The sequence below is a fragment of the Arthrobacter sunyaminii genome (assembly GCF_018866305.1).
In the GTDB taxonomy this organism is placed as follows: domain Bacteria; phylum Actinomycetota; class Actinomycetes; order Actinomycetales; family Micrococcaceae; genus Arthrobacter_B; species Arthrobacter_B sunyaminii.
The window spans coordinates 1,965,586-1,984,023 of the sequence record NZ_CP076456.1 but is presented as its reverse complement, the minus strand read 5'-3'; the positions used below and the strand labels follow the sequence as shown (position 1 = coordinate 1,984,023).

Sequence of the window (18,438 nt, the reverse complement as noted above, 5' to 3'; positions counted from 1 at the left end):
CAAAGGAGATCAATGGACGAGACACAAACCATGCTGGCAGCTCTGAATGCTTCCTTTCCCGATATTGCCGGCATGGACCCACTGGCAGCCCGCGCGGCTGTCGATGCGCGGATCCCTCCCGCACAGAACCTCGATGATGTTGCGGCAGCGGAGGATGCACTTGTTCCGTCGGAGCACGGCGGCATTCCCGTGCGGATTTACCGCCCCCACGCACCGTCTCCGTCCGCCCCGGCCACGGTTTACGCCCACGGGGGCGGATTCCTGCACGGATCGATAGCCGGGCACGATCGCTTCTGCCGGCTGTGGGCGGCGGGGACGGGTTCATCCGTTGTCTCCGTTGAGTACCGTCTGGCGCCCGAGCATTTGGCGCCGGCCCCGGTGGCTGATGTCGTCGCGGTCGCGCACTGGCTGGCTGACAGGGGGGAAGCGGCCCGGGGCCTGGTTCTGGCCGGGGACAGTGCGGGCGCCAATCTGGCTGCCGCAGCTGCCCTAACCCTGCGGGACCGCGGGTCGGACCTGATTGCCGGTCAGGTGCTGATCTATCCCATGCTCGATCCGCGCATGCAATCCGAAAGTTACCGGCTGAGGGCAGAGGGTTACTTCGTCACCGCCCGTGCCCTGCGCTTCTACTGGGAGACCTACCTTGGCGGACCCGCCGCGGAGGCCGCTCCGGATTGGCGGTTCATGCCGCAAACGGCTGAAGACCTCTCATCCCTGCCGCCGTCGATCACCGTCACCGCCGGGCTCGATCCCCTTGGCGACGAGGGACGCGACTATGCTGCACTGCTGCGCGGGGCGGGAAACACTGCGTTGCACCGCCACTACCCGGACCAGTTCCACGGCTTCCTCACCATGCCCGGCTACGGACCGGGAGCATCCGCCCGCTCCATCCTGTGGGCCGATTTCACCAGGCTGTTCGCCGGCCAAAACACCGTCACCAAGGAGCACACCCCATGAGCAGCAACAACACCGCCAGCCGCGACGTCGTCGTCGTGGGCGCAGGTTTTGCCGGCCTGTACACAACCATTCATGCCCGGCGGGCCGGGCTGAACGTTCTTGGCATCGAGGCCGGCAGTGACGTCGGCGGAACCTGGTACTGGAACCGCTATCCCGGGGCACGCTGCGACGTGGAAAGCATCGACTACTCGTATTCCTTTGACGAGGACCTGCAGCAGCAGTGGCGCTGGAGCGAGCGTTACGCCACGCAGCCCGAGATCCTGCGCTACCTCAGCCACGTTGCCGACAGGTTTGATGTGCGCCGGGACTACCGCTTCGACACCAAGGTTGCCGGTGCACGCTGGGACGAGGACGCTCAGGTGTGGCACATCTCCACCAGCGCCGGTGACACCGTCACGGCCCGATGGCTGGTCATGGCGACCGGGAGTTTGTCCCAGCCGAACCTTCCGGATCTTCCCGGCCGTGATTCCTTCGCCGGCGCCGTGTACCTGACAGCGAACTGGCCGGCCGAAGGCGTGGACTTCACCGGCCTCCGTGTCGGCGTCGTGGGAACCGGCTCCTCCGGCGTGCAGTCGATCCCGCTGATTGCCGATCAGGCCGCGGAGCTGACCGTGTTCCAGCGCAGCGCCAATTACAGTGTTCCCGCCTACAACCGTCCCCTCGCAGACGAGGAATGGCAGCAGGTACTCGAGGAGTACCCCCGCCGCCGGAAGGAGTCCTGGAACAGTGCGGCGGGGAGCCCCTGGGGATCCTATTCGGTTCCCTACGAGAATCTGGCCCCGGAGGAACGTGAGCAGGTCCTGGCCGAGAGTTGGACGCGCGGCGGCGTGCTCTACGGCAAGGCCTTTGAACGCCAGACAATCGACACGGAAATCAATGATGCGGCGCGCGTCTACTTTGAACGCCGGCTCCGGAACATCGTGCGGGATGAGGATCTGGCCCGAGACCTCACGCCGACGGACCATCCCATCGGCACAAAGCGCATTTGCACGGATTCCGGGTACTTCGAGACCTATACCCGGCCGAATGTACACCTGGTGAATCTTCGCCGGGACCCGATCACCGCCATCACGCCCGGGGGCGTTCAGACGGAGTCCGGGTTCCACGCGTTGGATGCGATTGTCTACGCGACGGGTTTCGATGCGCTCACCGGCGCACTGACCGCCATCGACATCATTGGCCGGCACGGACGCACCGTACGCGACGCCTGGAAGGACGGTGCACAGACCTATCTGGGTATCGGAGTTCCCGGCTTTCCGAACCTGCTCACATTGAACGGACCAGGCAGCCCCAGCGTGCTCTCCAACATGGCGCTCGGTTCCGAGCAGCAGGGATCCTATGCGCTCCGGCTCATCCTGCACGCGGCCGAGCACGGGTACTCGTCGGTCGAAGCGCGCAGCGACGCGGCCGCCGCGTGGACGGCGCATCTGGGCGAGGTTGCCGGGAAGACGCTGTTTGCCGACGCGCCGTCATGGTACGCCGGGGCGAACATCCCCGGCAAGCCGCGCACTTTCATGCCCTACCTCGGCGGCTTCCACACCTACACCGCCCGCCTCGACGAAGTGGCCGGAAACGGGTACCCCGGGTTTGTGTTCAGTGAAAACTGAAGGGGGTGCGGCCCGGTCCGTCCGGTCCCCGGGCTGCCGCCTGCCGGGCCGCCTACTGCGTAATCGTCCACCCGCCGTCGACCGGCAGGAACACGCCGTTGATGTAGGAGCCCAGCGGCGATAGGAGGAAGAGCACTGCATAGGCAATATCGTCCGGACTGGCCATCCGGGCCAGCGGAATGCGGCTGAGGACAGCCTTCCCGCGCTCGCTGTCAGCAAATCCCTGCAGCCTGGGGGTGTCCGTCATGCCGGGTGCGACGCCGTTGGAGCGGAACTCACCGGCGCGGTGGGCCGCCGTGTGGCGCACGTAACCCATCAGCGCGGCCTTGGCCGCCGAGTACCAGTCAACCTCGGTGCCCACCAGGTTGCCGGCGACGGAGGTGGTGACCACCATCGCGGCACCGTCAGGGAGTCCGCCGGCGGCCCAGGCCTCGGTGAGCCGGCGAACACTGCCGACGCTGATGTTCAATGCGTCGTCGAAGGCCAGCGGAGCTCCGGATGACGGACCCGCATTATTGTGAAGGTAGCGCAGCCCGCCCAGCGTGCTGCGCGCCGCTGCAAGCCCTTCCTGCACAACGTCCTCGGAAGTGACGTCTCCGACCACCGTGTGCACTTCCCCGCCACGGGCGCGGATAACCGCGGCAGTCTCTGACAGGCCGTCGGCATTCAGGTCCCAGGCGCTCACCCGCAGCCCCAGCTCCGAGGCCCGCACCGCGGTGGCACGGCCGATGCCGCTCCCGGCGCCGGTGATAAGGATGGCGTCGCCCCGGCGGAATCCGAAATCAGGTGCTGTCATGGCTGCTCCCCTGCAGTGGCAATAGAAAACAAGCACTTGCTTGTGTAGTGTTGCCAGCATAGCCCGGAATCGGATACCGGGACGGCCGGAGCGGGATTCAGAGGATGACGGGGAGCTGATGGCGGATAACCGGACGGAACAGGTGCACAGGGAGCGGCGCCCGGTGCTGCACGAGCACACGCAGCGGCTGAGCTATGCGGATACCGATCCGGCGGGAATCCTGTATTACGCGACATGGTTTCCCCGCATGGAGGCCCTGCAGACGGAATATCTGTTCCTGAATGGCCTGCGGCAGGACACGCTCTTGGACCGGTTCGGCTGGTGGACCGTATCCAGGGCAACCCACTGTGACTACCTGTTGCCGGCCAAACTCTTTGAGGAAATCACCATCGAACTCAGGGTGGGCGAAATCGGTACGTCCTCCGTACGGTTCGACTTTGAGATGTGGCGCCGCGCCGACAACGCGCTGGTGGCCACCGCGTCGAACTGGCTCGTGACTGTCTCCCCCGATCAGCGGCCTATCCGGCTGCCGGACATTCTGCGGGAGTGCCTAGCCGGCCCGACCGGCTGAAGCAGCCTCCGTGAGTGCGCCGAGCACCGCAGGCCCGCTCCGGGCCAGGTCCAGGTGCATTTCGGTCTGGCGCAGCGCTGCGTGCAGGAAGAATCCGGACAGACGGGACCAGCCCGGTCCGTGGGTCCGCCGCGCGTAGTCCCACACTGGCGCATCCCCCAGTTCGGGCAGCAGATCGGCAATGCGCTGCGTACGCCGCAGGTGGTGCGAGCAAATGTCAGCGGCCCGCGCGTCAAGTCCGCGGAAGCGGAACTCGTGTCCCGGCAGCACCTCGTATCCGCCGAACCGCTGCAGGGACTGCAGCGACGTCAGGTAATCAGGCAGCGGCTTGTCTGCCGGCAGGGAGCCAAGACCGAACCCGGAGTGGATCTGGGGCAGTACGTGGTCACCGCTGTAGAGCAGTCCGCGCTCATCGTCGGCGAAACAGAGATGCCCTCCCGTATGACCCGGCGTCGCGACGGCCGTTAAGGTGTGGCCGCCCAGATCCAGCACGTCGCCGTTGTCCAGCATCAGATCCGGCTCAATGTCGGAGAATACCGGCGGCCGTGCAAAGGCCGCGAGTAGCTCGGCGCGGTGTGCAACGGGTACTCCCCATGCCTCCAGGACCGGGGTGTACGACGCCGGGCTCCGCAACTCAGGGCTGAGCTGGTGCGTCAGGACAGCCCGCTCTTCTCGGGAGAGCACCACCCTTGCACCCGTCATGGCTTTGAGCGTGGCTGCAATACCGAGGTGGTCGGGGTGGTGGTGGGTGGCGACGATGGTGGAGAGGCGTTCGAGGGTAAGCCCGATCAGCCCCAGGGACCGGTGAAGGGCGTCAAGGTTAACGGGTGAGTCCCAGCCCGGGTCCAGGATGGAGAACGACGCCGAATCGGCGCTGACCAGGACATAGCTGAGAGTGTAAGTGACGCTGCCTTCGGGGATGGGCGCGGCTATGGCCCACACTTTGTCCGCAACACGTTCAGGCCGCGGCAGTTCTCCGGACTGCAGTGCGGCCAGCTGCCCGGCGCTCGTCGGGCGGACGGTACGCACTCCGTTGCTGCTCATGGCGAGAGTCTAGCAAGCGCTTTGTCCACGACGGCGTCCGCGTCACGGGACGCATCAAGGGCCGCTGGATTCGATGATGACGGAGAGCTACCAGTCCTGCCACGGAATGATGGTCTGCAGCGGCGAGGCGAACAGCACCTCACCCGTGTTTCGCGGTGCTTCCGGTGCCGCGTTGACGGCCTGTTCCGCCTGCGTGACGGCCTCAGCCGTTGGACCCGGATCTTCGTCCAAGTAGAGCATTCGGACCCGCAGGCCACCGGGAGGCGCGGACACCGACCCTTTGAACGGCAGCGTGCCGTGCTGCTGGGGATGGCTGAATGAGAAGGTCCAGGCCCCGGCCACCCCGTCCACCCCGAGCAGTTCCGGAATCAGGCGGGTATCTTCCCAGGCGAAGGCATCGTGTGCATCCCGGCTGTGGGGCTCTGGATAGCGGGTCAGGGTCAGATGCAGCCCGCGGTTCGGACGGTAGGGCAGGACGTCCGGATCGACCAGCACGCGCGGCGCTGCGTAGCCCTTGACCGGTCGAAAGAAACCGAGCAGCGGCCGCCGAACTCCCGGAATGATGGGACCCCGCCCCCATTGAAATGATGCTTCCCCGAGACGGTCCCATGCCGCGACGCTCTCCTCCACGGGCGGCCGGAACCAGTACATTGCCACGTAGTCAGTGCCGTCCACGGCCGTTCCTCGGACAGGCTCCGTTTCCTTGCCGGTGCGTGCCCAGCGGTCCCCCCAGGCCACGCCGGGAAGGGCTAGGTTTTCCGGCCGGTGGTCGAGTTGATGCCAACGGTTGTAGGCTCCGTGCGTCGTGGGGTCCGTGAGTTCCACAAATGAGAAAAAGGCCATCTCGGCGAGCATGCAAACTCCTTTGTCAAGCACTTGTTTGGTTACCGTAGCAGAGCTGTCTTTCCGGTTTCACCGCGGCAGGCTTCGCGTCCCGTTACCCGTCCCGTTACCCAACCCGGTGCCAATGGCCTCGGCGGCGCGCAGCACCAGCGGACCGGTGACCTGCTCGGGGATGGCTCCCCGGTGTGCAACCGACACCGCACCCACCGGTCCCCCGGGACCGATGATGGCCGCACCCACGGAGCTGACGCCGCTGGCATGGCGGCTGCCGTCCCGGTAGGCCAGGCCTCCCCGGCGCCGTACAGCGGCAAGCTCACGGTGAAGTTCCTCGCGGCTGCCCGTGCGGTTCACTCCGGCGTGCTCAATGGCGGCGTCAACTTCCTCGGGGTCCATCCAGGCGAGGATCGCCATGCCGGAGGTCGATTCCGGAGCAAAGATTCTGGTTCCAATCCGCGTGGGCACGCTCGATTGAGCGCCCGTGCCGGTCCTGTCCACATAATCCACGAACCCGCGGTGCATGATGCCAAGATGCGCAACGAAGCCAGTCGCGGCTGCCAGCTCAGCCAGCACCGGTGACGCCGCCGCCCGGAGCCCGTCAAAATCAGACAACACTCCGCGGTACGCCAACCGCGGTCCGAGCACATAGCCTTCAACGTCGTGGCTGACCCAGCCCAGATCGCTCAGCTTGCGGAGCAACCGGAAGGTTGTCGACCTTGCAAGCCCGGTGATGGCGGCAACGTCTTCGAGCACGAGGTGGCCGGGGGCCTCGCCGAGGCAGTCCATGATCAGGGTGACGCGTTCCAGAACACCGCTGCGCGGTCCCGCGCCGTCCCGCAGCGCATCACCAAACTGCTGTGCATCAGTCATGGGTACAGTTTGCCGCGCCGTACGCCCGGTGCCGTGGCGGTTCCGCCCAGCGGGATTCCACCCAGCGGATTCCACTGGGTGGGACAGCGGCGGAGCGGGGCTGAAGTTCACCTAGCGTAGAGCCAAATGCTGGGACAACAAGGAGAAGATGCGGTGCGAACGTACGCAGAAGTGGTGACAAGCCGCGCGCAGGACGAGCATGAGGGCCTTCGCTTCGAGGGGCGGAGTTGGAGCTGGGCCCAGGTCATCGACGAGGCATCCACCCGCGCCGCCATCCTCGGGACCATTGAGCCCGGCACCGGACGCCACCAGGTCCATGTGGGAGTCCTGCTGCAGAACACCCCCGACTATGTCTTCTGGCTTCTCGCGGCAGCACTGAGCGGCGACGTCATTGTCGGCATCAACCCGACACGGCGCGGTGCTGAACTCACGCATGACATGCAGCACGCGGACTGCGATCTCCTGATCAGCGAACCACTCTATCTGGCGTCCGATGACTGCCCGGAGCTGCCGGTGCCGGCAGGCCGCATCTTCGACGTGGAGTCTGAGGCTTACGCTCAGCTGCTCGAATCCCATGCCGGCGCTCCCCTGCCCGCAGAAATACCGGCCCCGTCCGCGATCTATCTGCTGCTGTTCAGCTCCGGATCCACCGGAGCCCCCAAGGCCGTCATTTGCACGCAGGGACGCCTGGGCACAGTGACTCCCAGCCTGACGGAGCGCATTTCACTGCACCGCGGGTCCGTCAGCTACCTGCACCTGCCGCTGTTCCACGGCCACGGCATCATGATGAACCTGGCCACGGCGGCCGAGGCCGGGGCCACAGTGGTCATGGTCCGCAAGTTCTCGGCCAGCCGTTTCGCCCGCGATATCCGCGAGCACAAGGTGACGTTCGTAAACTACGTGGGACGCGTACTGAGTTACATTCTGGCTCAGCCGGAAGATCCGGCCGACGCCGACAACTGCCTTGAATCAGTCTTCGGCTCCGAGGCATCTCCTGCCGAAGCGGAAAGCTTCCGGCGGCGGTTCGGCTGCGAGGTCCGTGAAGGCTTTGGGTCAAGCGAGGGCATCATCCGCATCGTTCCCGTACCGGGCACGCCCGCCGGCGCCCTCGGCCTCCCGGCTGCCGGCATGGCGGTGGAGATCCGCTCCGCCGACGGCACGGAATGCCCCAGGGCACAGTTCGACGACACCGGACGGCTCCTCAATGCCGAGGAAGCCACGGGGGAGATCGTCGTGGTGGGAGCAGGTCCTCGCTTTGAGGGTTATTACAAGAACCCCGAGGCGATGGCCGAACGCCTGCGGTTCGGTGGAGAGGACTTCTGGACCGGGGATCTTGGGTACCGCGATGAGGAGGGCTACTTCTACTTCGGCGGCCGAACCTCGGACTGGCTGCGGGTGGACGGTGAGAACTTCGGCACCGCTCCCATTGAACGCATTATCTCGCGGCATCCGGCCGTCTCCGGAGTCCATGCCTATGCCGTACCGGACCCGCTGACGGGCGATCAGCTCATGTGCACCCTGGTGCTTCATCCGGGCGCCGAATTCGATCCCGTTGATCTGGCAGCCTTTCTCGATGCCCAACCGGACCTCGGCACCAAATGGCGTCCCACCTTTATTCGAGTAGTTGACGAAGCGCCCACCACAGCCAACGCGAAAATCGACAAGGCTCCACTGCGCAAGGTGGCCTGGGAAGCGGAGAACGTCTGGTGGGCCCGGAACCGCAGCAGTGCTTACATCCGCATGGAGGATGGACACCGTGAAGCACTGCGCAATGAATTCATCGCGGCGGGGCGCATCAATTCCCTCCCCGCAGCATCTGCTGCCCTCGTAGAAACTGTAGGAGCTGGTACCCGATGACAACTGCCCAACACGTACTGCGCGCTGAGGATCTGCAGCGGTTTGTTGGAACTGTAGCTGAGCCTCCACGGGTGGCCCGCTACGGGGTGTCGGAGGCGATGATTCGCAACTGGGCCGAGGCCCTGGACGACCGGAATCCGGTCTACGTCGACGAGACAGCGGCACTGGAGAACGGCCGCAGCGGCATCATCGCTCCCCCGGCCATGGTTTCCACGTGGGTGATGTCCGGATACCGCCGCTGGCGGGAAGTGCAGCGCGCGCGGGCGGAAGGCGTCGTCGAGGCCACCCCCTACGCGGAGCTGCTGTCCCTGCTGGACCAGGCCGGGTACACCTCGGTGGTGGCCACCCAGATGGAGCAGGAGTATGAACGCGAACTGACGGTGGGAACACAGGTCAGCTGCCACATCACCATCGATTCCGTCGCCGGGCCCAAGAAGACCGGACTCGGCGAAGGGTTCTTCCTCGTTCTGGGCAAACGGTATGTGGACGCCGAACAGAACACCATCGCCACCGAAAAGTTCACGCTGCTGCGGTTTCGTCCCAAGGAGGACTCATGACTATCCCGGGCACTGCTGTTCCGCATCTGGTGCGGACACATGACAACGTGTTTTGGTTCGACGGCGCCGCGGAGGGCCGCCTGCTCGTGCAGCGGTGCACGGATTGCGAAACCCTGCGCCATCCGCCCGCCCCAAGCTGTCCCCGGTGCCGATCATTCGACTGGGACTCGGTGGAGTCTTCGCGGCAGGGAACCCTCCACAGCTGGACCGTGGTCCACCACCCTCAGGATCCGGCCTTCACCTATCCGCTCCTGGTAGGGCTCGTGGACCTGGATACCGGCACCCGTCTGGTGGCGGACTTCGAGCCCACCGACCACGATGCCCTCGCCGTCGGCTGCCCGGTGGAGGTCTACTTTGCCGAACACGCCCACGGCGAGGTACTCCCCCGTCTGAGGCTTCGGCCCGGACACGGGGAATCAGACGTTACTCAGCAAGGAGTGTCATGAGCAGCAACGGATTCACACCGGGAGAAACGCTTCCGGTGCTGGACATCCCGATCGACCGCGCCTTCATAGTTGCCGGCGCCATCGCTTCGCAGGACTTCGAAGATGTGCACCACGATCCGGATGCGGCCATTAACCGGGGAACGCCGGACATCTTTATCAGCATCAATACCACCAACGGTGTCGTGGGACGCTACGTCACCGACTGGGCCGGACCGGCTGCGCGGCTGCGCTCGGTCTCCCTTCGTCTGGGTATGCCGCTGCACCCCGGGGACGTTCTGCACCTGACCGGAGAAATCATCGCCGCGGATGCCGCCGGGACCACGGTCAAGGTGACCGGCTCCCATGACCGGGGCATCCATGTCACGGCAACGGTGAACCTGACCCGCCAGGAGGCCGCGGCATGAGCGGGTTCTCGGGGAAGGCAGCCATTGCCGGAATCGGCGCCACCGAATTCTCCAAGGACTCCGGACGCAGTGAATGGCGCCTCGCCTGTGAAGCAGTACTGGCGGCGCTCGCCGATGCGCAGATCCCGGTTGAGGAAGTCGACGGCTTCTCCCTGTTCTCCATGGAAAACAATCCGGAAATTGCCGTGGCCCGGGCGCTGGGGATCCCGGAGCTGAAATTCTTCAGCCGCATCCCGCACGGCGGCGGCGGAGCCTGCGCTCCCGTGCAGCAGGCAGCCATGGCGGTCGCCAGCGGAGTGGCGGACGTCGTCGTCGTCTACCGGGCCTTCAACGAGCGTTCCGGACACCGTTTCGGCTCCGGTCCCCCGCAGTTTGCCTACGCCACCACCACGGACCAGGAGTACCGCAACTGGATCAATCCGTACGGACTGCTCACCCCTGCGGCGCAGGAGGCGTTCCTCGCCCGGCGCTACATGCAGGAGTTCGGCGTGACCAGCGCTGACTTCGGGCAGATCTCTGTGTTGTCCCGCAAACATGCGGCGAACAATCCGCTGGCGTGGTTCCACAACCGTCCCATCACCCTTGAGGACCACCAGGCCTCCCGGATGATCGCGGATCCGCTGCGTTTGCTGGACTGCTGCCAGGAGACCGACGGCGGGCAGGCACTGGTGATCGTCAGTGCCGAACGCGCGCGTGACCTTCCGCATCCTCCGGCGATCATCACTGCCGCCGCGCAGGGCGTGGGCCCGCAGCAGATCTCCATGAGCAGCTACTACCGGGACAACATCGATGAGATGCCCGAAGTTGAACTGGTAGCCCGGCAGCTGTGGCAGCAGGCCGGACACGGCCAGGAAGGCATCGATGCAGCCATCCTGTATGACGCCTTCACCCCCATGGTCCTGCTGCAGCTCGAAGAATACGGTTTCTGCAAGCGCGGCGAGGCCAAGGACATGATCGCCGACGGCCAGCTGGAGCTCACCGGTTCGCTGCCGATCAACACCCACGGCGGCCAGCTTGGCGAGGGATATCTGCACGGTGTGAACGGAATTGCCGAAGGCGTGCGCCTGATCCGCGGCACATCGGTCAACCAGCCGCCCAAAAACCTCGCGAATGTGCTGGTCACCGGTGGTTCGCCCGTGCCGCACAGCGCACTCATCCTTGCTACCGACCACTGAGTCCCAGGAGTGACAATGAATCCAGATCTTTCACCGGCCTCTAAGCAGCTGCGCGCGGAGCTGCGCGCCTACTTCGCCAGGATCATCAACGCCGACGACGCCCGCGACCTCGTGGACCAGACCGAGGGCGGCCCGACGTTCTCCCGGATCCTGAAACAGATGGGCGCCGACGGCTGGCTGGGCCTTGGCTGGCCCGAGGAATACGGCGGGCGGGGCGAGGACCCCGAAGCGCAGTTCGTCTTCTATGACGAAGTGATCCGCGCCAATGCGCCCCTGTCCCTGGTCAGCCTGAACACGGTTGCGCCCGCCCTGATGAAACACGGCACCCAGGAACAAAAGGAGTTCTTCCTCCCGCCGATCCTGGCCGGAGAGCTGATGTTCGCCATCGGCTACTCGGAGCCCGGTGCCGGCACCGACCTCGCCTCGCTGCGCACCACCGCGCGGATCGAAGGCGACGAGCTGGTCATCAACGGCAACAAGCTCTTCACCAGCGCCGCCATCTTTGCGGACTGGATCTGGCTGGCAGTGCGCACGGACCCCGATGCACCGCGGCACAAGGGTATTTCGGTGGTCATGGTGCCCACCACGGCCCCCGGATTCTCTGCCACCGAGATCCACACCGTGGGCGGCATCAGCACCGCCGCCACCTACTACGAGGATGTCCGGGTCCCGCTGAGCAATGTCGTCGGCGAACTCAACGAGGGCTGGCGGATGATCACCAACCAGCTCAACCATGAACGCGTTGCCCTGGCCGCACGCGGCGGCATCGCCAACGAGCTCTTCAGCCAGGTTCTGGACTGGGCCCGCACCGAACCGTACGGTGACGGACACGTCCTGGACCTGCCCTGGGTCCGCTCGACACTGGCGGAGGTTTACGCCCTGCTCTCAGCGGCGGAGCTGGTGAACCTTCGGCTCGTTGCCGATGTTTCCGCCGGCACGCTGGCCGGCGGAGACGCAGCCGCAGCGAAGGTGATTGGAACGGAAACAGTCGTGGAGGTTTACGGCAAGCTGCAGGACGTGCTGGGTGTGGCAGGCCTGCTGCGCCCGGGATCCCGCGGTGCCGCCATCAGCGGCCGGGTCGAGACACTGGCCCGCCGCGCGCAGAACAATACCTTCGGTGGGGGCAGCAACGAGGTCCTGCGGGATCTTGTTGCCGCCAAGTCACTGGGAATGACCGTAGCGGTCCGCCGCCAAGAGAAGAAGGAAGAGGCACATGCAGTTCGAACTCGATGAGGATCTGCGCGAAGCAGCCCAGCTGGCGGAGGAAGTCTTCACGCAGATGGCCACCACCACGCGCGTGAGGGACGTCGAGCGCGAAGAAGGCGGGCACGACGACGCACTGTGGAAAGCCCTCGCGGAGACAGGAATCCTGGGGCTGGCACTGCCCGAAGAACACGGCGGTTCCGGTTTGGGCGTCCTCGGTCTGGTGGCGGTACTGGAGCAGCAGGGCCGGCGGGTTGCCCCGGTTCCCTTCGCCGCCGCCGTCGCCATGGCCGCGCTGCCCATCTCCTGCTGGGGAACGGACGCGCAGCGCGACCGCTGGCTGCCCGGGTTCCTTGACGGATCGCTGTTGATTACCGGTGCCATTGACGCGGCCGTTGACGGCGACAACGCTGTACGCGGCGAACGCGACGGCAGCGGGTGGCGGATCTCCGGCACCCTGCTGGCGGTCCCGGGTGCCGGTAATGCAGCTGCCCTGCTGGTGCCGGTGAAGACAGACGACGGCGTGATCGCCGTTATCCTGCCCGTGGACCGGGAGGGGGTCAGCCGCGAGAGCGTTTCCCTGACGAGTCACGGTGCGGCCGCCAGTGTTGTTCTGGATGCGGTGCACGTTGGTGACGACGAAGTGCTCACCGGCGGATCCATGCCGGTGCAGCAGGCACGCATGCTCGGACGCATTGCCCTGGCGGCAGTCCAGGCCGGAATCTGCGAAGAAGCCATCGCCATCACTGCGGCCTACACCTCCGAGCGCATCCAGTTCGACCGTCCGCTCTCGGCCAATCAGGCCGTCTCGGCCCGGGCCGCCGACGCACACCTTGATGCCGAGCGCATCAAGCTCACCACCCGCCGGGCCGCCTGGCTCGTTGACCGAGGCGACGACGGCGCGGAATCCGCGTCGCTCGTTGCGTCCTGGTGGGCGGCACACGGCGGCCTTCGCGTCGTGCTGGCGACCCAGCACCTGCACGGCGGCATGGGCGCGGACATCGATTACCAGATCCACCGCTACTTCCTGTGGGGACGGCAGAACGCCTATTCCCTGGGCAGTGCTCCGGCCCTGATGTCCGAACTCGGATCAATGCTGGAAACCGTACCGATGATCGGAACCCCGGCTTAACTCTCCTACACCTCCGGCCGGCTGCCGTGACAGGCGCTGGCCGGGGGCTTAGGCAACCCGCAGGTCGATCTCGCCCGGCCGGGCGCCGTCGGCACCGAACACCAGATGCCGGTTGGCGATCTTGTCGGTGAAGAACCGGTCGTGGCTGACCACCACCACAGCTCCCGGGAAGTGCAGCAGCGCCCGTTCCATGACCTGGGTGCTGGAGAGGTCCAGGTGGTTGGTGGGCTCATCGAGCAGCAGCACGGAGGCACCGGAAAGCAGGCACTGGGCCATGGCCACGCGTGCCTTTTGTCCGCCGGACAGGTTGCCGATCTTCTGCTTCAGATCTGCTTCGGAAAACTGGAACATGGTGAGGAACCGGTTGACTGATTTCTTCGTGGCGGTCAGGGCCAGGCTGTCCGGCATGGCGTTGACCGAGTGCGTGACGGTGTCGCCGTCGTCCAGCTCCGCCAGCACCTGGTTGTAGGAAACCATCTTCGCCCCGTTCGCCCAGGCAACCTTGCCGGCGTCGGCCTTTTCCTCGCCCGTCAGCACACGCAGCAGCGTGGTCTTGCCGCTGCCGTTGGAACCGAGGACCACCAGCCGGTCGCCGCGGCGGATTTCAAAGCTCAGGTCCTGAAACAGCGTCCTGTCACCGTAGGACTTGGCCACGGACTCCACCCGGCACAGGTTGTCCTTGACGTGCAGACCGCCGTAAATCTCCGTGATGATCTGGTCCACCGGACGCGGAGCCCGGGCTTTCTTGATCTTGGCCAGCTTGCTGCCCAGGCCGTCGCTGCCGGCTTTCGCGGCCTCGCGCCGGTCGGAAATACCTTCCGCTTCAAACGCCAGCAGCTCGGATTCATGCACAAACTGGCTTTGCAGCGCCTTGAGCCGGAACTGCTTCTGGATCACGTATTCGCCGAAGTTTCCGGGGTATTCGTGCAGGTGGTAATTCTCCACCTCGATGATGCGGGTCACTACGGCGTCCAGGAACTTCCGGTCGTGGGAGACGACGACGGCGGCGCCCCGGAAATCGCGGAACCAGCCTTCCAGCCACTCCACGCCGGCAACGTCCAGGTAGTTGGTGGGTTCATCCAGCAGCAGCACATCCGGTGCTTGAAGCAGGATCTTGGCCAGGGCGGCACGGTTGCGCCAGCCGCCGGACAGGGCATCGATGGGACAGGTCCGGTGTGCTTCGCTGAACCCCAGCGTGGTCAGGGCGGCGTCGATCCGGCGCGGATAGTCCCAGCCGTCCAGCCGGTCCATGGTTTCGAACAGTTCCGACTGCCGGCGGATCAGCTTATCCAGCGCCTTGGGCTCAGGATCTGCGGCAATGGCCTCATCAATGGAGGCAAGCTCGGCTTCAGCGGCCTTAATCTCCACGAACAGGGCGTCCAGGACCTCGGTAATCGTGGATTCACCGTTGAGCTCGGAGAACTGGGAGAAGTAGCCAATTTTCAACCCCGTCTCCACGCTGACCGTGCCGGAGTCCGGCTGCACCTGTTCCAGGATCAGTTTCAGCAGGGTGGATTTACCTGAACCGTTTTTGCCGATCAGTCCCACCCGGTCCTTGGGTTCCAGCCGGAAGAACGCCTCACGCAGGATCTGTGTCTTGTCGAAGCCAACATTGACGTCCTGCAGCCGGATTAGGCTCATTCGGGGATTTCCTCTCGGGATGGGAACTGGTGAACGGTGCCGGCGGCCGGATGGGACGCACTGCTGGTCTTGCATCCGTTGACCAGCCACTCATCTTATCTGTTGCGGACTCTCCCTGTTCGAAGCCCGGCCGCAGCGGCATACTGGACAGTCCATGGCAGGTTCACCTTTACCGATTAAGAGAGGTGTTCGATGTCCGACGCGAAAACCCTTGTGTCCGGGCTGGGAATGGGCGAATCGGCACGCTGGCACGGCAGCGAACTGTGGTTTGCCGACTGGCTGGCCGGCACAATCTCCGCCCTCGACGCCGCGGGGAACGTCCGGCGGGTTACCGGCGTGCCGTCAACACCCATTTGCTTTGACTGGCTGCCGGACGGCCGGATGGCGGTGGTCTCCGGCAGCGATGCAGCCGTCCTGCTGGAGGTGCCGCATGCAGGCCTGGTCCCTCTGGCGGACCTGCACGGAATCTCCGAGTACCCGTGGAATGAAATCGCGGTGCATCCCGCGGGCAATATCTATGTCAACGGCATCGGCTACGACTATTCCGGGGAATCAGCCGACAACGGCGCCATTGCCCTCATCCGGCCGGACGGTTCCGTGGAACAGGTTGCCGGCGGCCTGGCCTTCCCCAACGGCATGCTGGTGAGCGGGGACGGCAGCACGCTGGTGGTGGCGGAGTCCAATGCCGGGCGCCTCACCGCGTTTCCTATCCGGGAAGACGGAAGCCTCGGCGCAGGCTCACTGTGGGCTGATCTTGCCGGCGGTGCTCCGGACGGTATTTGCTGGGACGGCACCGGCGGGATCTGGTTCGCCGAGGTCCCCGGGGAACGCTGTGTCCGGGTGGCCCAGGGCGGCTCGGTGCTCGAAACCATCCAGCTGGACCAGGGCTGCTTCTCGTGCGCCGCCGGAGGCGAAGACGGCGGACTGCTGTTCATGATGACGGCGCAGTGGCCTCAGGCCATGGACCCGGCCGCCAAGCGCACCGGCCACGTCATGGGGTTGCGGGTGAAGTAACTGCGGATGAAGTAACTGCCGGGCCCGGATTGGGCCGCTGTTACGCTGGTTGCTGATCGCTCATTCAGCGACACATCACGCACGCAGAATACGGAGCAACGGCCATGACCGACACAGCACAGCGGCTGCTCTCCTCCGCCACTGCCGCCTTCGCAGCGAAAGGTTTTCACGGCACCACTACGCGGGACATCGCCTCCGGCGCCGGGGTGACCCCCGGAGCCGTCTACGTGCACCACAAGTCCAAGGAAGATCTGCTCTACTGCATTTCCAAGGTGGGGCATGAGAAGACCTTGGACTTGGTGCGGGCCAGCGCGGGCAGCTCGAAGGACGACAGCCCGGTGGACCGGATGGCAGCCCTGGTCCGGAACCTGGTGGAATGGCAGGCGGTCAACCACACCAGCTCCCGTGTAGTGAACTTCGAATTGCCGGCGCTGAGCGACGAGCATCTGGCCGAAGTCCTGCAGATGCGCCACCAGGTGGAGGATGAATTCCGCTCCATTGTTGACGACGGTTTGAAGCAAGGTGTGTTCAACGTTCCGGACGCAAACATGGCGGTGGTTACCCTGCTTTCCCTGTGCATCGATGTAGCACGCTGGTACCGCGGTGACGGGCGGCTCAGCGCGGCAGAGATTGGTGAGCACCATAGCCTCATGGCTCTGCGGCTGCTCGGAGTCGACAACCTCTGAGGGATTTGAACTTCGGTCCGGAACCTGTCCCCCGGTTGCACCCTTCCCGTCTTTGATGGGTTTTGAACGTGTTGGTGGTGCGGCAAGGGGGTGATTTTGTATTGGGTGCGGGGACTACGGCGCATATCTGGAAAATTTTATATGAGTGGATACTAGTGGATAGCAACAACTCCAGGCAGCGGATCCCAAAAGGTGCTCCACAAAAAAGGAGGGCGGCGCCTCAGCGCCGCCCTCCCGTTACTCCGCTCCCGCTACTCCCCTCGCGGGCCGCCGGTTATGCGAACGCCGAGAACCCCGTGATATGCCTGCCCAGAATCAGGGACTGCATGCTGTCGGTGCCTTCATAGGTGAAGACCACCTCCATGTCCGTGAGGTGCCGGGCAACATGGTTTTCCAGGAGCAGTCCGTTGCCGCCCATAATGTCCCGCGCCTCCGAGCAGATCCACCTGCCCTGGCGTGCGGCAAACATCTTGGCCATGGAGGCCATGGGGCTGGTCATGCTTCCTTCATCGGCCAGCTCGTTGAGCCGGAAACACGTCAATTTGATGGCGGTCAGCTGTGCCAGCATGTTCGCCAGCTTGTTCTGCACCAGCTGGAACCGGCCAATTTCCTTTCCGAACTGCACACGCGTCTTGGCGTACGCCACGGCAATCTCGTAGGCCGCAACCGCATGCCCGAGTGCCTCCCACGCCACTCCCCCGCGGGTGGCCGCCAGTACTTTGTTGACGTCCTTGAACGAATTGCAGTGATCCAACCGGTTTTCCGCCGGAATCCGCAGGTCCTCAATGGTGATATTCGGCTGCAGCACGGCGCGCTTGCCCATCTTGCCGGTAATCACTGTGGCGTTATAGCCGGCCGGATGGTTGCCCTCCCCGTCCTTTTCCATCACAAACGCCTTCACCGCACCGTCGGCTTCATCGCGGGCATAGATGATGACGACGTCGGCGAAGCTTGCGTTGCCGATCCACCGCTTGCTGCCGTTAAGGACGTATTCGTCCCCTTCTCGCCGGGCAGAGGTCTCCAGTGACACGGAATCTGAACCGTGTTCCGGCTCGGTCAGCGCAAAGGCACCGATTTTTTCGAACCTCGCCATGGGCGGCAGCCAACGCTGCTTCTGTTCCTCGGAGCCCAGCATGTCGATGCTGCCCATGGCCAGGCCGGAATGCACACCAAAAAACGTGTTGATGGATCCGTCCCCGCGGGCCAGCTCAGCCGCTGCGGTGGAAGCGGCAAGCCGGGTCAGCCCGGGGCATCCGTGACCCTGGATGGTTCCGCCGGCAATATTCAGGGCCGCCAGTTTCGGGATCAATTCATACGGAACCTCAGCGCGCTCCCAGTAGTCATTGATGACCGGCAGAAGATCATTGTCCACAAAGGCGCGCACCCGGCGCTGGACATCGCGCGCCTGCTCATCGAGGAGGTTGTCCAAGAGGTACAGGTCACTGTCAACGTCCTGCACCGCGGTCGGATCGAAGCTGAAACCGGTCGCCTCCGGAGTTTCCATGGCTTCGCTCGGCTCAGTAATTTCCGGTTGGTTTGCAATTCCTGCGGTCATGTCGGCTCCGGCCTGTTGTTCGGCAACTAAATGATCGTTTAGTAACCGAGTATGTCCGCGGTGCAGGACCTCGTCAAGGGTGG

General features: G+C 64.8%; 18 protein-coding genes. 12 read left to right on the top strand and 6 right to left on the bottom strand.

The window, feature by feature from the left end; all coding sequences use genetic code 11:
* Positions 1-12: 12 nt before the first annotated feature.
* Together KG104_RS08865 and KG104_RS08860 are read left to right on the top strand one after the other, a co-directional pair.
* Complete coding sequence (locus KG104_RS08865; protein ID WP_207346773.1) at positions 13-957, top strand: alpha/beta hydrolase; 945 nt, start codon at positions 13-15, stop codon at positions 955-957.
* Positions 954-2,564 carry a flavin-containing monooxygenase gene (locus KG104_RS08860; protein WP_207346772.1) on the top strand — a complete coding sequence of 537 codons (1,611 nt, stop codon included), beginning with the start codon at positions 954-956 and terminating at the stop codon, positions 2,562-2,564. The genes KG104_RS08865 and KG104_RS08860 overlap by 4 nt, the downstream gene beginning before the upstream one ends.
* A gap of 52 nt (positions 2,565-2,616) precedes the next feature.
* On the opposite strand, the gene KG104_RS08855 is transcribed toward KG104_RS08860, so the two are convergent.
* Positions 2,617-3,360, bottom strand: a complete 744-nt coding sequence (locus tag KG104_RS08855) for an SDR family NAD(P)-dependent oxidoreductase (protein ID WP_207346771.1) — start codon at positions 3,358-3,360, stop codon at positions 2,617-2,619.
* Between the two features lie 118 nt (positions 3,361-3,478).
* Here KG104_RS08855 and KG104_RS08850 point away from each other — a divergent pair, with 118 nt between their 5' ends.
* Positions 3,479-3,931 carry an acyl-CoA thioesterase gene (locus KG104_RS08850; RefSeq protein WP_207346770.1) on the top strand — a complete coding sequence of 151 codons (453 nt, stop codon included), beginning with the start codon at positions 3,479-3,481 and terminating at the stop codon, positions 3,929-3,931.
* Here KG104_RS08850 and KG104_RS08845 read toward each other — a convergent pair.
* The 3 genes from KG104_RS08845 to KG104_RS08835 all read right to left on the bottom strand — a co-directional run bounded on the left by KG104_RS08845 (position 3,911) and on the right by KG104_RS08835 (position 6,685).
* Complete coding sequence (locus KG104_RS08845) at positions 3,911-4,975, bottom strand: MBL fold metallo-hydrolase (protein WP_207346769.1); 1,065 nt, start codon at positions 4,973-4,975, stop codon at positions 3,911-3,913. The two genes, KG104_RS08850 and KG104_RS08845, sit on opposite strands and share 21 nt — an antisense overlap.
* Positions 4,976-5,062: 87 nt before the next feature.
* The gene (locus tag KG104_RS08840) at positions 5,063-5,830 is read right to left on the bottom strand and encodes a hypothetical protein (RefSeq protein ID WP_207346768.1); all 768 of its coding nucleotides are present in this window, start codon (positions 5,828-5,830) and stop codon (positions 5,063-5,065) included.
* Positions 5,831-5,887: 57 nt separating this feature from the next.
* On the bottom strand, positions 5,888-6,685 hold the full coding sequence (locus KG104_RS08835; protein ID WP_207346767.1) for an IclR family transcriptional regulator: 798 nt from the start codon (positions 6,683-6,685) through the stop codon (positions 5,888-5,890).
* A 153-nt stretch (positions 6,686-6,838) separates the two neighbouring features.
* On the opposite strand from KG104_RS08835, the gene KG104_RS08830 reads away from it, so the two are divergent.
* Genes KG104_RS08830 through KG104_RS08800 form a run of 7 tightly spaced genes read left to right on the top strand, consistent with a single transcriptional unit; the run spans position 6,839 to position 13,459 of the window.
* Positions 6,839-8,542: an AMP-binding protein gene (locus tag KG104_RS08830; protein WP_207346766.1), complete on the top strand. Its 1,704-nt coding sequence runs from the start codon at positions 6,839-6,841 to the stop codon at positions 8,540-8,542.
* Complete coding sequence (locus KG104_RS08825; protein WP_104054369.1) at positions 8,539-9,099, top strand: FAS1-like dehydratase domain-containing protein; 561 nt, start codon at positions 8,539-8,541, stop codon at positions 9,097-9,099. The genes KG104_RS08830 and KG104_RS08825 overlap by 4 nt, the downstream gene beginning before the upstream one ends.
* A complete protein-coding gene (locus tag KG104_RS08820) occupies positions 9,096-9,545 on the top strand; it encodes a Zn-ribbon domain-containing OB-fold protein (RefSeq protein ID WP_104054370.1) in 450 nt (149 codons plus the stop codon). The genes KG104_RS08825 and KG104_RS08820 overlap by 4 nt, the downstream gene beginning before the upstream one ends.
* A complete protein-coding gene (locus KG104_RS08815) occupies positions 9,542-9,949 on the top strand; it encodes a hotdog family protein (protein WP_104054371.1) in 408 nt (135 codons plus the stop codon). The genes KG104_RS08820 and KG104_RS08815 overlap by 4 nt, the downstream gene beginning before the upstream one ends.
* Positions 9,946-11,124, top strand: coding sequence for a lipid-transfer protein (locus KG104_RS08810; protein ID WP_104054372.1), 1,179 nt, complete (start codon positions 9,946-9,948; stop codon positions 11,122-11,124). The genes KG104_RS08815 and KG104_RS08810 overlap by 4 nt, the downstream gene beginning before the upstream one ends.
* Positions 11,125-11,139: 15 nt before the next feature.
* A complete protein-coding gene (locus KG104_RS08805; protein ID WP_104054373.1) occupies positions 11,140-12,357 on the top strand; it encodes an acyl-CoA dehydrogenase family protein in 1,218 nt (405 codons plus the stop codon).
* Positions 12,338-13,459, top strand: a complete 1,122-nt coding sequence (locus tag KG104_RS08800; protein ID WP_104054374.1) for an acyl-CoA dehydrogenase family protein — start codon at positions 12,338-12,340, stop codon at positions 13,457-13,459. Before KG104_RS08805 ends, KG104_RS08800 begins: the two co-directional genes overlap by 20 nt.
* A gap of 48 nt (positions 13,460-13,507) precedes the next feature.
* On the opposite strand, the gene KG104_RS08795 is transcribed toward KG104_RS08800, so the two are convergent.
* Positions 13,508-15,100 carry an ABC-F family ATP-binding cassette domain-containing protein gene (locus KG104_RS08795; RefSeq protein WP_104054375.1) on the bottom strand — a complete coding sequence of 531 codons (1,593 nt, stop codon included), beginning with the start codon at positions 15,098-15,100 and terminating at the stop codon, positions 13,508-13,510.
* A gap of 192 nt (positions 15,101-15,292) precedes the next feature.
* Between KG104_RS08795 and KG104_RS08790 the strand changes: the two genes are divergently transcribed.
* Together KG104_RS08790 and KG104_RS08785 are read left to right on the top strand one after the other, a co-directional pair.
* Entirely contained in the window at positions 15,293-16,114 is an 822-nt protein-coding gene (locus tag KG104_RS08790; RefSeq protein ID WP_104054376.1) for an SMP-30/gluconolactonase/LRE family protein, read from the top strand.
* 104 nt (positions 16,115-16,218) lie between these two features.
* A complete protein-coding gene (locus tag KG104_RS08785) occupies positions 16,219-16,800 on the top strand; it encodes a TetR/AcrR family transcriptional regulator (RefSeq protein ID WP_104054377.1) in 582 nt (193 codons plus the stop codon).
* Between the two features lie 274 nt (positions 16,801-17,074).
* Here KG104_RS08785 and KG104_RS08780 read toward each other — a convergent pair whose 3' ends face one another.
* Positions 17,075-18,355, bottom strand: coding sequence for an acyl-CoA dehydrogenase family protein (locus KG104_RS08780; protein ID WP_237686812.1), 1,281 nt, complete (start codon positions 18,353-18,355; stop codon positions 17,075-17,077).
* Positions 18,356-18,438 lie beyond the last annotated feature (83 nt).